Here is a 13,561-nt window from a genome sequence, read left to right as displayed (position 1 = left end):
GCCGGGACGTGTCGTCACCGACTGGCAGGCCCGGTCTGTGAGGGGTCAGACTCCGCGCTGCGACTTGGCGGCTTCGCTGGCGGCCTTGCTCTTTTCCCGGGCGGTGGCCCAGTCCTCGTTGCTCATCGATGTCAGGCCGGCGAAAGTGCCGGGGCCGGCGAGCATCTGGCCGCCGTCCATGGCGATGGTCTGACCGGTGAGGTAGTCGCAGGCGTCCGACAGCAGGAAGATGGTGAGGTTGGCCAGTTCCTCCATCGTGCCCATCCGGCCCATCGGCACCTGGTCGGCCTGGGTGGCGCCGACTGCACTCTTTTCGGTCGGGTTGAGCATCTCCCACGCGTAGTCGGTCGGGATCGGTCCCGGTGCGAGCGCGTTGAGGCGGATGCCGTAGCGCGCCCATTCGACGGCGAGTGACATCGTCATCGAGTGCACGGCAGCTTTCGCCATCGCGGACGGGACGACGAACGCGGAGCCGCTCCAGACCCAGGTGGTGAGCGTCGACAGGACGACGCCCTTGGTCCCGCCTTCGATCCAGCGGCGGCCCGCGGCGTGCGTGGTGTTGAACGACCCGTTCATCACCGTGGAGGTGACGGCTTCGAAGGCACGTGGGCTGAGTGATTCGGTGGGGGCGATGAAGTTCGCGGCGGCGTTGTTGATCACGCCGGTGAGCGGACCGTGGAGCGTCCAGATCTCGTCCATTGCGGCCGACACGAGATCTGCTTTGCGCACGTCGACGGTCTGCCAGTGGACCGAACCCGGCCGGGACACGGACGCCTCCGCCGCGGCTTCCTCGAGGACGGCGGGACGGCGGCCCCACAGGTGGACTTCGGCGCCGTGGTCGACGAGATGCCGGGCGACGCCGCGGCCGAGGCCGGTGCCGCCGCCGGTGATAAGCACGCGCTTGCCCGCGAGGGCGTCGGACGCGAAGGGAGAGGTGGTCATACGATGGTCCTATGGTCGGGAACGAGGGCTACAGGCCCAGGCTCTTGCTGATGATCTCGCGCTGAATCTCGTTGGTACCGCCGTAGATCGGCGGAGCCAGGGAGCGGCGGACCTGTTCCTCCATGCCGTATTCGCGGGTGTATCCGTAGCCGCCCATCATCTGCATCGCCTCGAGTGCGGTCTTCTTCGCGATTTCGGTACATTTCAGCTTGGCCATCGACCCCTCGCGGTTGAGGTTGTCTTCCTCACCGGCATCGATCCGCTCCGCCACCTCGTACACGAACGACTTCGCGAAGGCGATCTCCGTGGCGAGATCCGCGATGCGGTGACGGATGGCCTGGAAACTGCTGATCTTGTGACCGAACTGTTCACGCTCGGTGACGAACGCGATCAGGTCGTCGAGTGAGCGTTGGGCGCCGCCCAGTGCCATCGTCGCGATGATGAGGCGCTCGACGCTCAGTCCGCGCATCAGATGTCGCCACGCCTGGTTCGGTGTGCCGACGACTGCGCTCGCCGGGACCGCAACGTCGGTGAAGTACAGGTCGTTGCAGGTCCGGGCCTCCATGGTCTTGATTTCGCGGATCTCGAGGCCCGGGGCGTCGGCAGGCACCATGAACAGGGTGAGGCCCTGGTGCTTGTTGCCGGAGGAGTCGGTCCGGGCCAGGAGAAGGATGTGCTCGGCGATGTGTGCCGCGGAGATCCACGTCTTCTGCCCGTTGATGACGTAGTGGTCGTCGACCAGTTCCGCTTTGATCCGGACGCCACCGAGGTCGGAGCCGGCGCCGGGCTCGCTGAGGGCGATCGCCTCGAGCTTGCCGGCCGCCATGTTGCCGACGATGGTGCGTTTCTGCTCCTCGGTGCCGTAGCGAAGATAGGTCTGCGCGGCGGTGAGACCGGTGGAGTAGGCGGTGATAGGTGCGAGGCCGCGGGCGGATTCCTCGAGGAAGATGCATTCCTCGACCATTCCGGCGCCGCCCCCGCCGTACTCCTCCGGCAGCGAGACGGCGAGCCAGCCGAGGCCGGCGAACTTGTCGAGGATGAGGGGGCTGTTCGCCAGTGTGCCGCCCTCGGTCAGCAGGTCGCGTTGCTGGAGGGTCTTGCATTCGGCGGCGCAGAACTCGCGGACGGCGACCGCGAACTCTCGTTGCTCTCTGGTGAAACGCATAGCGGCGGCTGCTCTCTCGCGTGAGGGGGAGGGGTTCGATCGGCGTGGCCGGCGGGAGGCGAGGCGCGTACGCCCCGCCTCCCCGATCCGTCAGGCCCCGCGGAACTTGGAGAAGTCGGGCTTGCGCTTCTCGTTGAACGCGCTGATTCCCTCGATGGCCTCGGCGGACTCACCGAACAGCTTGAGCGTCGAGTAGGCCATGTTGCCCTGTGCGATGAAGTGCTCGGTGTCGGCGTTGAGCGACTGCTTGAGCACCTTCAGCGACGTCGGCGACAGCTGCAGGATCTCGTCCGCCCAGGCCCGGACCTCCGCCCGCAACTGGTCACCCGGCACCACCTTGTTGACCAACCCCCAGTCGAGGGCTTGCTCGGCGCTGTAGCGGCGGCACAGGAACCAGATCTCACGCGCCCGCTTCTCGCCGATGGCCCGCGCCAGGTAGCCGGTGCCGAGGCCGGCGTCGAACGATCCCACGCGCGGCCCGTTCTGCCCGAAGATCGCGTGGTCGGCGGCGATGGACAGATCGCACAGCAGGTGCAGCACGTGACCGCCACCGACCGCGACACCGTTGACCGCGGCGATCACGGGCTTGGGGACGTCCCGGAGGACGCGGTGCAGTGCCTCGACCTCGAACAGGCCGCTGTCGGACGGGCCGTAGTCGCCGGTCTCCATCCGCTGCTTCTGGTCGCCACCCGAGCAGAACGCCTTCTCGCCGGCGCCGGTGAGCGCGATCGCGCCGACCTCGGAGCTGCCCCACGCCTTCTTGAACGACTTCACCAACTCGTCGACCGTCCGCGCACGGAACGCGTTGTACCGGTCGGGCCGGTTGATCGTGATCCAGGCGAGTCCGTTCTCGACCTCGTACGTCACATCCGTGAACTCACTCGTGAAGTCACTCATCGACCTGTTGGTCCTTTCGTGTTGCCCGCGGAACGTGAGCCGCCCCGCGAAGTTCTTTTGGTCTTACCTTATGACGAAGGTAGCGCTGATAACGAGCGTTTTCAAGAGCGATGGAAGAGAACGCTGTGACCTGCAGTGATGCCGGAGCGAAGGTCTGCAATATTCGTCCGAAGCCTGGTTATCGCGTCCCCATCCTCTGCACAGCAGAACCTTCTGTACGTGTGCGCCCGGTCACATTAGTGTTCGGGTCGTCGAGGTGACGACCACCCGACTCGGAAGCCCCAATCTCCCGGAGAGCCGTGCTGTAGCGCTCCGGTCACGGCGTGTCCCGCCATGAGCGTGATGAGGAAATCATGAGTGCAACCATCCAACGGGATCGGCAGATACCCGGACTGATCGCAGACTCCGATCGAGACGAGCCCACCCCGGACGTCATCGAGGGGATTCGCGCGCGGTTCCCCACCGAAACCGAATACGACCGGATGTTGACCCGCAAGATGCAGCGGCGGGCGGGGGAGGGTTATCGCAGCTTCGATCTCGACCTTCTCACCGCGGCGCTCGAGAACATGCTGAGGGACGTACTGCCGTCTTCGCGGTTCGAGGTCCGAAACGCGCGGTGGCTGACCGGTGGAGCGTCGAAGATTCAGATGGGTTTCACGCTGCGCTACGACGACTCCGTAGCCGGTGCGGTGACCGAGGATCTGGTCTTGCGCATGGAACCGCCCGAGTCCCTTAACGCCACCAGCCGGATGCGGGAATTCGAGGTGATCAACGCCCTCGCCGGAACGGTGCCCGTACCGACGGTCCGGTGGGTCGACGAGGACGGCAGGTGGTTCCCGGAGCCGGCGCTCGTCTATACGTGGGTGCACGGATCCGCGAAGCCCAGCCGCGCCCAGAGCCGGATCGCCGGCATCGGGATCAACTTCGGTCCCGAACTCCGAGAAGTCCTGGCGCCGCATTTCGTTGATCTCCTGGCGCGCATTCACACGTTCGACGTGACGGCGGCGAAGCTGGATCACTACGAGAAGCCCGCCGTTGCCGATACCGAGAGCGCACTGTGGCAGTTGAATCGGGCGAGGCGGGTGTGGGAGGAGGACCGTGGTGAAGACTTTCCGCTGCTCGATGTGGCGGCGGGTTGGCTGGAGGACAATCTGCCTGTTCTCGACCGTGTCAGTCTCGTCCACGGCGACTACCGGGGCGGAAACTTCCTGTTCGACGAGGACACCGGATCCGTCACGGCCATTCTCGACTGGGAGCGCAGCTTCCTCGGCGACCGCCACCGCGACCTGGCGTGGGCGACGCTGTACCCGTTCGGCCATCCGTCCGAGGACGGTTCCGAATTCCTCGCGACCGGACTGCTGCCGACCGCCGTTTTCTTCGAGATGTACGAGCAGGCATCCGGCCTGACGGTCGATCCGGACAAACTGACATTCTATCGGATTCTGAACGAATACCAATCCGTCGTCACCGCGCTGGGCTCGGCCTACCGCGTCTCGAAGCTGGGGAAGACCCACCAGGACGTTCTGCTGACGGGACTCGAGGCGACCGGATATCTGATGGCCCATCAACTCGGCCAGGATCTCGAGGAGGTTCTGTAATGGTGAACAAATCCGCCAACACGTTCGACGCTGCCGCCCGCTCCCTCCGCATGACGGTGACACCGGCGCTGGGCGAATCGAACTCGCTGGCAGCAGAGCAGGTCAGGGTCATCGCCGGCGTCCTCGACTTCTACCGCGACCGCGCGCACCATGAGTATCCGCGGAAGCAGTGCGAGTTCCGAACGTATCTCGCTCTCGCAGAACGGCTCAGTGGGCACGAGAAGGTCGATCACACTGCCCGGTCACTGCTCGCGGACGCACTCGACAATGCGCGCCGCACCGATCGGCTCGCCGTTCCCGAGTACGGACAACTCGACCAGGCCACGGACGAGTTGACGCGTGCGATTGCCGGGATCGTCCGAGCGGCGCGAACCACCGACCCGGCCACGGGCGCCGAAGTCAGCCGCATCGTGCTCGAACACTCACGGCCACTCGTCGAGATGCAGCGGTCGTGGTTCCTCCCTCAGGGTGTCGACCCGGACCCACATACCGTCCCGCCGCTCCGCTCTCTGCTCGGCGACGCCGCGACGCCCCATGCGCACTAGCCACTGCACCGTCTGCCTCATGGATCAGGAGAAAACATGTCATCCGAGGTGATCATCACCGCCCCCGACAGCACGGTCTCGACAGCCGTACGTCGGCGCGCGATCTCCGCCGCAAGTTTCGGAACCTTCGTCGAGTACTACGATTTCGTCATCTATGGCTACGTGGCGACCTACATCGCGCAAGCCTTCTTTCCCACCGGGAACTCCTTCGTCAGTCTGTTGCTGACCTTCGGCGCCTTTGCCGTCAGCTTCATGGCACGCCCCCTCGGTGCGGTGATCTTCGCGCCGTTGGGTGACCGGTACGGCAGGCGAACGGTCCTCTCCGTCGTCATCACCCTGATGACGCTCGCCACGGCGGGCATCGGTGTGCTGCCCACGTACTACCAGATCGGTATCGCCGCACCGGTTCTCCTGACGGTGTTGCGTCTCGTGCAAGGAGTCTCCGCGGGAGGCGAGTACGGTGGGGCGACGTCGCTCATCGCGGAGTTCGCGCCACCGGCCCGGCGGGGCTTCTTCGTCGGATTCATCTCGCTGACCGTCGGCGGGGCGATGCTGTTCGGGTCGGGAACGGCAATGGCGCTGACCCGCACTCTGTCGCCCGAGTCGATGTCGTCGTGGGGTTGGCGGTTGCCGCTGCTGTTGTCGCTGCCACTGGGGTTGATCGGCCTGTACATCCGCTACAGGCTCGAGGAGACCCCGGCGTTCACCGCCCTCTCCCGGGAGGGGCGGGTGCAGAAGTCGCCACTGCTCACGACGCTGCGACGGGACTACCGTTCGGTTCTCATCGGTATCGGCATCGCGGCGACCAACTCGTGCATGATGGCGTTGTACTTCATCTACATGCCGTCCGCGCTGAAGCAGTTCACGGACTTCTCCGCCGCCGACGCGCAATTGATCACGTTCGTCGGTCTGGTCGCGTATTGCGCGGCGGTGCTGCCCTTTGCCCGGCTGTCCGACCGAGTGGGGCGGATCCCGCAGCTGCTCGTCTCGTCGGCCACGCTGATCGTGCTGATCTATCCGTCCCTCATGATGCTGTCGAGCGGGGTGCTGCCACTGGCGGTTGCCGCGATGGTGGTCGTCACGCCCGTCGTCGCGGCGAACATCGCGGCCGTGACGCCACTGCTGTCCGAGATGTTCGAGACCGACACCCGCTACACGGGATTGTCTCTCGGATGGCAGATGTCGACGACCCTGTTCGCCGGCCCCACCCCCATCATCCTGGCGGCACTCGCCGGACTCGGCGGCTCGACCGTCCCGGCCTTCTATGCGATGGCCGTCGTGGCACTCACCGTGATCGCCGGCATTTTCGCGGCGCGCACGGTTGCACGATCCCGAGCCCACTAGACCAACCACTCAGAACTGAGGAATGAAAACAATGGCATTCGACGCCGAGCATTTCGAGTACCAGAATCCCCCCGAGGCCGACCATCTGTGGGTCGAGACGATCCTGTTTCCGATCGTCATACCGGCGGCGAATCTCTACACCCTGATTTACACGAATGTGCGCCCCAGTCTCGGGGTGATGTGGAACCAGATCATGGTCTGCGGTTCGCTCACCGACACGCGCGCGGAACTGTTGCACTACAACGAGAATCCGCATCTCCCTGCGCCGGCATCATTCACGCGGATCGAATCGCCGATCGGGCTGTCGATCGATGCCGTGGACGCACCGCGCAAGTTCCGCATCGACTACGTCGCCGACGACGGCACCGAGATCCACGTCGACTGGGTGAATCTCATGGACCCGTTCGACATTCATGATCCGCAGCACAGCCCGCAGGCCGGCGCGGCTCCCGATATCCATGCCGACCTCGAGTCGGGAGCGCACAAGTCCGTCGGGCACGGGGATGCCACCGGGCATGCGACCGGGACGATGATCGTTCGCGGCCGCGAGTACGTCGTGGACTCCATCGAGCGGATGGACCGGAGTTGGGGGCCGCGTGATCCGATGAAGGCAGGGAAGCCGAATCACATCGTCTCCGCGACCTTCGGTGAGGACCTCGCCTTCCACATGATCTGTCCTTGGAATCCCGAGGCGGCAAACCCGGACGCGTTCCAACTCTCGCACGGATACGTGATGGACAACGGTGAAGTCTACGGGCTCACCGACGAATTGGAGATGACCAGCACTCACCTGGGAATGGTGTGTACCGGCATCGACATGACGGTCACCGATGTGCGCGGGAAGAAGTTCCGGCTCCAGGCCACGCCCAACGTCGGGGCTCCCTGGATCGCGGCGCCGACCGCCTTGGTGCACAACGCCCTGATGCGGTGGACGTGCGAGGGCCGGGACGGGTACGGGGTCGTCATGAGTACTCGGCACCTGTCCGAGTTGAACAGAAACTTCGGTCGGTTCCAGGCCGACACTCGCGGACTTGTCTCCGTCTGACCGGCGTGATGTAAGCGGGGGAGCGCGTTGCCGGACATCCTTTTCGGATACTGCCGGGTCGGACTATCATCCCGGTATGAAGACGAGGCCGATCAGTAAGCCGACTTACATGATCGAGTCCGTGCACAACGCGCTTCTGCTGCTGAACGCAGTTCGCGACCACGGCAGCCTCCGGTTGAAGGACGCCGCCGAGGAGATCGGGGTGGCGGAGTCGACCGCTCACCGGTTGCTGGCCATGCTGATCTACCACGGCTTCGTCGTGCAGGACGAGTCGCGGAGGTATCTCCCGGGGCCGTCGATCGGCGTCGGGCCCACCGGGTCGTCCTGGACCCGGACGTTCCGCGATGCGTGCCTCGACTCGATGCACGCATTGGCTTCGCTGACGGGGGAGACGGTGAATCTCGTCGTTCGGACCGGCGTCGAGTCCCGGGTGATCGGAGCCGTCGAGTCGGAGAAACTGCTCAGGGTCGGTAATCGGCAGGGGCATGTTCCGCCCGCACGAACGTCGGCCGGCGGCCGGGTGCTGCTCGCGCAACTCGACGACAGTGCGCTCGCGGATCTGTATCGGTCGGAGTATGCACTCTCGGCCGACCGACTGACTCCTGCGGAATTCGCCTTGTTGCAGAAGGAGTTACGGGCTGTGTCCGAGAGGGGGTACGCGACAGCGGTGGATGCGGTGGAGGTCGGCTTGTCCTCCGTGGCGGTGTGTCTGCGCAACGGCGAGGGTGTCGCTCTGGGCGCCCTGGTCGTGGCGATGCCGACAACCAGGTTTCATGCCAGCCTGGAGTCGGGACTTGTCAGCCAGATGCGCAGAACAGCAGCGGGAATCGAGTCTCGCATTCGTGACCTGAGGTCGTCCGACGCGGCGTGAGTCGGGCCGCGGTGACGGCATCCGGCACTACCTATCCGGACACGCGCACCTTCTCGGCCGCCGTAGCGAGTGCGGGAACCGAGAAGGTGAGCGTCAATGGCTGGTGGGAGCCGTCAGTCCGACGCCGTCACCGCGCGGCCCGGGCGCGGACGCCCATCGCGCCGCACACGGGGGCGGGCCAGTCGACGTCGGTGCCTGCCCGCTCCCGGTCGACGGCGTCCGCGACGTCGGCCGCGAACGGGACCACCCGGCGGCTGGTGAGGTCGACGTGGGTCGCGGTGACCTCGAGGGTGCTCGCGAGGCGTTCGGTGGTGTCGTCGACGAGAAACGCCATCGCGTGGACGACCTTGTCCGAGCGTTCGACGATCCGCGCGTGCACCGACACGCGGTCGCCGACGTGGACCTCCGCGTAGTAGCGGATGTGATGCTCCGCGGTGAAGAATCCCTGGCCGCGGGTGGTGCGGTAGTCGTCGGTGATGCCCATCCGATCGAACACTTCCGCGATCGCCTGCGCCTCGAGGTCGAAATAGTGGCGGATGTTCATGTGGCCGTTCTCGTCCTCGTAGGCGGATGGAACGAGCAAGGGCCCGCACTCGCGGGGCAGTGCAACCACCTGGAGATATGAGGGGATTTCGGCTGGTGACGTCATCGGTCCATAATAACGATCGTTAACAACGAGTGCTAGAATGCAGCTGTGGACCGGAACAGGAAGATCCTCGACACCGCCGCAGAGCTGTTCTACGAAAAAGGCTTTCACGGCACGAGTGTCGATGAACTGGGCTCCCGTGCCGGGCTGAGCGGTCCTGCCATCTATCGTCATTTCTCAGGCAAGGACGAGATTCTGGCCACCCTGTTCGACGAGGCGATGGACGAGTTGATCGGCGCCACCGAACCGGTACACGAGGACGCGGATCTCGATCTCCAGCGGATGATCCGCCACCACGCCCTCTATGCTGCCCGGCACCGCCATCTCGTGAACGTCAGCCAGCGTGAAGACCGGTCGCTGGTCGATCCGTGGCGGAAGGCGATCAACCGCCGGCGCAAGCAGTACGTCCAGGGGTGGGAGGCCGCGGTGGCGCGGTCGATCCCCGCCGCGTCACCGGCGGAGGTTTCCGTGGCCACCCAATCCTGCCTGGGCATGATCTTCTCGATCGCGTACTGGCCCGCCAAGGTGACTCGCACCGCCGGGCTGGCCGATCACATGGTGAGGATGGCGAGCGAGGGCCTGGACGCTTTCCGGTAACAGCACACCGGTAGTAGCACTCTGCCCCTGCACCTATCGGTAGATGCAGGGGCAGAGTCAGCTTCGGGCTAGGTCGCGATGCTGGAGCGGTACGTGTAGGACGACGACCGCGACAGGGCGAACTCGAAGATTCCGTAGCCGGTCTGCCCGTTCCACTCGAACGTGCAGCACCGGTCGGTCAGGGCCGAGTCGAGGGTCGTCGGCCCGACGGATCCGTCGAGCGGATAGACGTCGAACTCCTGGAAGTCGCGGCCACGGACCTTGCCGTGGTGTCCGCCGTAGCCACCGCCCGCCATGTAGCCACCGCCGGCGGAGGCGTCCGCACCGATGCGGTAGGTCGCGCCGCCGGCCGTCACGACCTCGATCGTTCCCCCGGTGAGGTCGTTGCCCGCGGCGAACGCCAGGTCGTGCCGGACGTCGGTGATGTCGTCGAGTCGGCCGTCGTCGTGCATGACGGCGCCTTCCAGCAGAATTCGGCCACCTCGACGGTCCTCGACGAGCAAGAACCCGAACGTGCGGTCCGGGAACTGTGCCTGGTACCAGATGTGCAGGCCCTGTCCGCCGGACATGGTGCGTACCCCGCGGGAGCGGTCCCGCAGGCCGTACCACCCGCCGACGTCGGTGGTGGACCCGTCGAGGGTGAGAGTGCCTTCGTAGCGGCCGGGCTGGAAGAGATGGTCGAACGACGTGACGTTTCCGTCGGTGTTCTCCACATCCACCGATCCGAGCCAATACGGTGCCCGGGCGCGCCAGACCAGGTCCAGTTCGAGTCCGGTTTTGTTCTCACCCAGCTGGATTCGCCAGGTCGTGTTGTCCTCGAGCGTCTCCCACTTCAGCGGCCCGACGGAGGCGGCGTCGGTGGCGTCGTGCTCGGTGGAGAAGCGCAGGTTGCGCTGCTCGGTCTCCGTGGTGAGGACGACGAAACCGTCCACGACGTTCCGCGGTGGATAGACCCCGGCGCCGAGGATCACCGACGGCGCGGCGGCGCCGTCCGGATGAAGGTTGAACATGAACCGGTCGAAGAACCTCTCCGGCATGTCAGCAGTGGCCCGGGTTACCAGGGCGTCGTGGAATCCGTCGGTCATGCGTACTCCTTCTGGTCGACGGTGGGTATCAACTGGAGACCGGCGACTTCGGCGCCGATGTCTCGTCGACAGCGTCGACCTCCTTGTGATCGAGGGTAAAGCGGTAGGACCCCATCAGCAGCAGGCAGACGATCCCGACACCGACCAGCACGATGATCGGCAGCGCTCCGGCACGGTAGGAACCGGTGGCGCTGTAGACCTGTCCGAGCAGGAAGATGCCGAATGCCGACCCCTGCGCGTAGAGGAAGTAGATGAATCCCAGCACCCGGCCGTAGGAGTGCTTGGGGAAGTATCGGCTCACCATGTAGGCGGCGAGATCACCCTCGGATCCCAGGCCGAGACCGATCAGGACGGCGCCGACGAACAGCAGGCCGGTCTGCGACGACGTGATCATCAGGAAGACGCCGACCGCGCACAACGCGAAGATGATCGAGCCGATGGCGGGGGCGTAGAACCGGTCCAACAGGTAGCCGACCAGCAGGCGGGCGGAAACCGACGCCAGGCTGAGGACGGACAGGATCGAGACGGCGGTGCCCTGGCTGATGCCCTTGTCGGTGGTCATGGGCACGATCTGCGACATCAACCCGAAGGTTGCCGACGACACCAGGAAGATGGCGATGGAGAGCAGCCAGAACTGCCGGTACTTCCGGGCCACGGTGAGGAGGGACTCCCCGGCCGTCCGGCCTTGTAGGCGCGCGGCCATGCGCTCGGCCTCGTGTTCGGCCGGCATCCGGGTGACGAAGGCGTAGACGGCGGCCGGGATGACCGTGCACAGGGCGCCGATGACCAGGAACGCCAAGCGCCATCCGCCGATGCCGAGCATCCAGTTGGCTAGATACGGCATCAGTACACCGCAGGAGCCGAGGCCGGCCATGAGAATGCCCAGCGCCATGCCGCGCCGGTCCTGGAACCACGCACTCACCACGGTCGAGTGCGCGACCGGGTTCACGGCGCCCGCTCCGGCGCCGATCACCACACAGAGCAGGTAGAAGACGAGTTGATTGTTCGGCAGTGCGGACATCAGCATCAGGCCGATTCCGAACGCCAGTGACATCGGGACCGAGGGGATCTTGGGTCCGTACCGGTCGATGAGGAAGCCCAGGATGACGATGCTGATGCCCACCAGCACCGTTTCGATGGACAGGCCGTTGCTGATGACGCTGCGTTCCCAGCCGAACTCCTGGGTCATGGGCTTGCCCAGGATGTTGAACAGAACGTTGACCGCTGTCGTGCCGAACAGCAGTGTCATGAAACCGGTAACGACATACCACCAGCGGTTCAGATGCCGCGTGGGCGCCTGCAACCCAGTCGTGCCGACTGCGCTCATGGAAGCTCCTGTCGATTGATATCGGTAGTCGGGGGCGGCGATGCCGCGCAGGGGATCCACGGTGAGTGGCCTCCGTCACAGATAACACCATATGGACAGGCCAAAGTAAAGGACAGTCCAAAAGGGTGACTAGCGATGGGACGAGAAGTCGAAGATCCTGCTCGCGATCCGGCGCAGCTGCAGCTCGTCCGTGCCCTCGGTGATGCGGTAGCGGCGGTGGTGGCGGTAGATGTGCTCGAACTGCTTGTGGCGGGAGTATCCGACGCCGCCGTGGATCTGGATCGCGCGATCGGCGGCGCGGCAGGCGAGCTGGTTGCTGCGCAGGTTCACCATCGCCACCTTGTCGGTGACAGCCGTCTTCCCGAGCTCGTCCATCATTGCCGCGGTCTTGTAGATCGTGTTGCGGATCAGTTCCGCATCGGTCTGGAGTTCCACCAGTTGCCACTGGATTCCCTGGTGCTCGTGCAGCGGCTTCCCGAAGACGACCCGCTCCTGCGCGTACTTCACGCTCTGGTCGATGCAGTACTGCGCCGCACCGAGCGACGACGCCGCCTGCCGGATGCGATTCTCGTGGACGAACAGCTGCGCGCAGTCGAGGCCGCGGCCGACCTCGCCGACCACTGCGTCCGCCGGGACCCGCACGTCGTCGAGATGGACCTCCGAATGGTCGCTGGGCATGTTGAACGTCCAGTGGTTGAACGGCACGGAGAACCCGGGCGCGTCCGTCGGTACCAGGAACGAGGTGATCCCGTCCGCCTTGCCGGCCTGCCCCGACGTGCGCGCGAACACGAGGTCGACCTCGGAGCAGTCGACGAGACTGTTGAAGCGCTTCGCCCCGTTGATGATCCAGTCGTCACCGTCACGGCGGGCCGTCGTCTCCAGGTAGGTCGCGTCGCTGCCGTGCCCAGGCTCGGTGAGACCGAACGCGATCTCGATGTCGCCGCGGATCAGCGGTTCGAGGTACCGCTCCCGCTGCTCAGCGGTGCCGTATTCGTGCAACACGAGCGCGAGGGGGAGGTTCGCGACCACCGATGCCTCGTCGGCGTGCGGGAAGTGCAGACCCGAGCCCCGGGTGAGGAGGTGCTCGCGCACGACGGCCATCGCGAGGTTGCTCCCGTCGTTGCCGCCGAGCGCCCGGGGCAACGGGAACCGGAAGAACCCGCCGGCGTCGGATCGGCGCCGCGCCTCGAGCAGCAACTCACGCCACTCCTGCTTGGGGAACCCGTCCCGTTCCCAGTCGGTGCGGGCATACTCCCGGCGGTGGTCGAAGAACTGCGGGTGCTTGGCCTCGAGCGGGGTGATCTCGCGATCGATGAACGCGTCGAGGTCGGTGACGAACTGCTGCACATCGTCGGGAATGGTCCAGTCCATGGGGCGTCCTCCGCTTCGGTTTCCTGATGCATCGGACGGTAGGGAGCGGCGGCACCCACGGCCACGAGGCCACCGCGCCGCACTGTTGATTTCTCCAGTGCCGGATCGACGGTTCCGGTGGTGCGCGT

General features: G+C 65.5%; 13 protein-coding genes. 6 read left to right on the top strand and 7 right to left on the bottom strand.

What is annotated here, in order from left to right; genetic code table 11:
* Positions 1 to 45: 45 nt before the first annotated feature.
* The 3 genes from I1A62_RS20780 to I1A62_RS20770 form a co-directional block, all read right to left on the bottom strand.
* On the bottom strand, positions 46 to 942 hold the full coding sequence (locus tag I1A62_RS20780) for an SDR family oxidoreductase (protein WP_124393342.1): 897 nt from the start codon (positions 940 to 942) through the stop codon (positions 46 to 48).
* A gap of 28 nt (positions 943 to 970) precedes the next feature.
* A complete protein-coding gene (locus I1A62_RS20775) occupies positions 971 to 2,107 on the bottom strand; it encodes an acyl-CoA dehydrogenase family protein (protein ID WP_219459629.1) in 1,137 nt (378 codons plus the stop codon).
* Between the two features lie 90 nt (positions 2,108 to 2,197).
* On the bottom strand, positions 2,198 to 3,004 hold the full coding sequence (locus tag I1A62_RS20770) for an enoyl-CoA hydratase-related protein (RefSeq protein ID WP_124393340.1): 807 nt from the start codon (positions 3,002 to 3,004) through the stop codon (positions 2,198 to 2,200).
* Positions 3,005 to 3,357: 353 nt separating this feature from the next.
* On the opposite strand from I1A62_RS20770, the gene I1A62_RS20765 reads away from it, so the two are divergent.
* From I1A62_RS20765 to I1A62_RS20745, 5 genes are all read left to right on the top strand, one after another.
* Positions 3,358 to 4,602: a phosphotransferase family protein gene (locus I1A62_RS20765; RefSeq protein WP_219459628.1), complete on the top strand. Its 1,245-nt coding sequence runs from the start codon at positions 3,358 to 3,360 to the stop codon at positions 4,600 to 4,602.
* Complete coding sequence (locus I1A62_RS20760; protein ID WP_219459627.1) at positions 4,602 to 5,147, top strand: hypothetical protein; 546 nt, start codon at positions 4,602 to 4,604, stop codon at positions 5,145 to 5,147. The genes I1A62_RS20765 and I1A62_RS20760 overlap by 1 nt, the downstream gene beginning before the upstream one ends.
* A 36-nt stretch (positions 5,148 to 5,183) precedes the next feature.
* Positions 5,184 to 6,491 carry an MFS transporter gene (locus I1A62_RS20755; RefSeq protein WP_219459626.1) on the top strand — a complete coding sequence of 436 codons (1,308 nt, stop codon included), beginning with the start codon at positions 5,184 to 5,186 and terminating at the stop codon, positions 6,489 to 6,491.
* 31 nt (positions 6,492 to 6,522) lie between these two features.
* Complete coding sequence (locus I1A62_RS20750) at positions 6,523 to 7,536, top strand: hypothetical protein (protein WP_219459625.1); 1,014 nt, start codon at positions 6,523 to 6,525, stop codon at positions 7,534 to 7,536.
* A 76-nt stretch (positions 7,537 to 7,612) separates the two neighbouring features.
* Positions 7,613 to 8,407 carry an IclR family transcriptional regulator gene (locus I1A62_RS20745; protein WP_219459624.1) on the top strand — a complete coding sequence of 265 codons (795 nt, stop codon included), beginning with the start codon at positions 7,613 to 7,615 and terminating at the stop codon, positions 8,405 to 8,407.
* A gap of 127 nt (positions 8,408 to 8,534) precedes the next feature.
* Here the strand turns inward: I1A62_RS20745 and I1A62_RS20740 are convergent, their stop codons facing one another.
* On the bottom strand, positions 8,535 to 9,056 hold the full coding sequence (locus I1A62_RS20740; protein WP_219459623.1) for a thioesterase family protein: 522 nt from the start codon (positions 9,054 to 9,056) through the stop codon (positions 8,535 to 8,537).
* 45 nt (positions 9,057 to 9,101) lie between these two features.
* On the opposite strand from I1A62_RS20740, the gene I1A62_RS20735 reads away from it, so the two are divergent.
* A complete protein-coding gene (locus I1A62_RS20735) occupies positions 9,102 to 9,650 on the top strand; it encodes a TetR/AcrR family transcriptional regulator (RefSeq protein ID WP_072937118.1) in 549 nt (182 codons plus the stop codon).
* 68 nt (positions 9,651 to 9,718) lie between these two features.
* Here the strand turns inward: I1A62_RS20735 and I1A62_RS20730 are convergent, their stop codons facing one another.
* The 3 genes from I1A62_RS20730 to I1A62_RS20720 all read right to left on the bottom strand — a co-directional run bounded on the left by I1A62_RS20730 (position 9,719) and on the right by I1A62_RS20720 (position 13,433).
* Positions 9,719 to 10,735 (bottom strand): hypothetical protein, encoded by a 1,017-nt coding sequence (locus I1A62_RS20730; RefSeq protein WP_219459622.1) that lies wholly within the window; start codon positions 10,733 to 10,735, stop codon positions 9,719 to 9,721.
* A 28-nt stretch (positions 10,736 to 10,763) separates the two neighbouring features.
* Positions 10,764 to 12,062 (bottom strand): MFS transporter, encoded by a 1,299-nt coding sequence (locus I1A62_RS20725; RefSeq protein WP_219459621.1) that lies wholly within the window; start codon positions 12,060 to 12,062, stop codon positions 10,764 to 10,766.
* Positions 12,063 to 12,191: 129 nt separating this feature from the next.
* Positions 12,192 to 13,433 carry an acyl-CoA dehydrogenase family protein gene (locus I1A62_RS20720; RefSeq protein ID WP_219459620.1) on the bottom strand — a complete coding sequence of 414 codons (1,242 nt, stop codon included), beginning with the start codon at positions 13,431 to 13,433 and terminating at the stop codon, positions 12,192 to 12,194.
* Positions 13,434 to 13,561 lie beyond the last annotated feature (128 nt).

The organism is Rhodococcus sp. USK10 (assembly GCF_019378875.1).
GTDB classification, from domain to species: domain Bacteria; phylum Actinomycetota; class Actinomycetes; order Mycobacteriales; family Mycobacteriaceae; genus Rhodococcus_F; species Rhodococcus_F pseudokoreensis.
The sequence above is the reverse complement of the archived record's forward strand: the minus strand, read 5'-3'. Positions and strand labels throughout refer to the sequence as shown.

Excerpts from the sequence above, each read along its gene's own strand:
- I1A62_RS20780 (WP_124393342.1), bottom strand. The coding sequence starts at position 942 with ATGACCACCTCTCCCTTCGCGTCCGACGCCCTCGCGGGCAAGCGCGTG.
- I1A62_RS20775 (WP_219459629.1), bottom strand. The coding sequence starts at position 2,107 with ATGCGTTTCACCAGAGAGCAACGAGAGTTCGCGGTCGCCGTCCGCGAG.
- I1A62_RS20770 (WP_124393340.1), bottom strand. The coding sequence starts at position 3,004 with ATGAGTGACTTCACGAGTGAGTTCACGGATGTGACGTACGAGGTCGAG.
- I1A62_RS20765 (WP_219459628.1), top strand. The coding sequence starts at position 3,358 with ATGAGTGCAACCATCCAACGGGATCGGCAGATACCCGGACTGATCGCA.
- I1A62_RS20760 (WP_219459627.1), top strand. The coding sequence starts at position 4,602 with ATGGTGAACAAATCCGCCAACACGTTCGACGCTGCCGCCCGCTCCCTC.
- I1A62_RS20755 (WP_219459626.1), top strand. The coding sequence starts at position 5,184 with ATGTCATCCGAGGTGATCATCACCGCCCCCGACAGCACGGTCTCGACA.
- I1A62_RS20750 (WP_219459625.1), top strand. The coding sequence starts at position 6,523 with ATGGCATTCGACGCCGAGCATTTCGAGTACCAGAATCCCCCCGAGGCC.
- I1A62_RS20745 (WP_219459624.1), top strand. The coding sequence starts at position 7,613 with ATGAAGACGAGGCCGATCAGTAAGCCGACTTACATGATCGAGTCCGTG.
- I1A62_RS20740 (WP_219459623.1), bottom strand. The coding sequence starts at position 9,056 with ATGACGTCACCAGCCGAAATCCCCTCATATCTCCAGGTGGTTGCACTG.
- I1A62_RS20730 (WP_219459622.1), bottom strand. The coding sequence starts at position 10,735 with ATGACCGACGGATTCCACGACGCCCTGGTAACCCGGGCCACTGCTGAC.
- I1A62_RS20725 (WP_219459621.1), bottom strand. The coding sequence starts at position 12,062 with ATGAGCGCAGTCGGCACGACTGGGTTGCAGGCGCCCACGCGGCATCTG.
- I1A62_RS20720 (WP_219459620.1), bottom strand. The coding sequence starts at position 13,433 with ATGGACTGGACCATTCCCGACGATGTGCAGCAGTTCGTCACCGACCTC.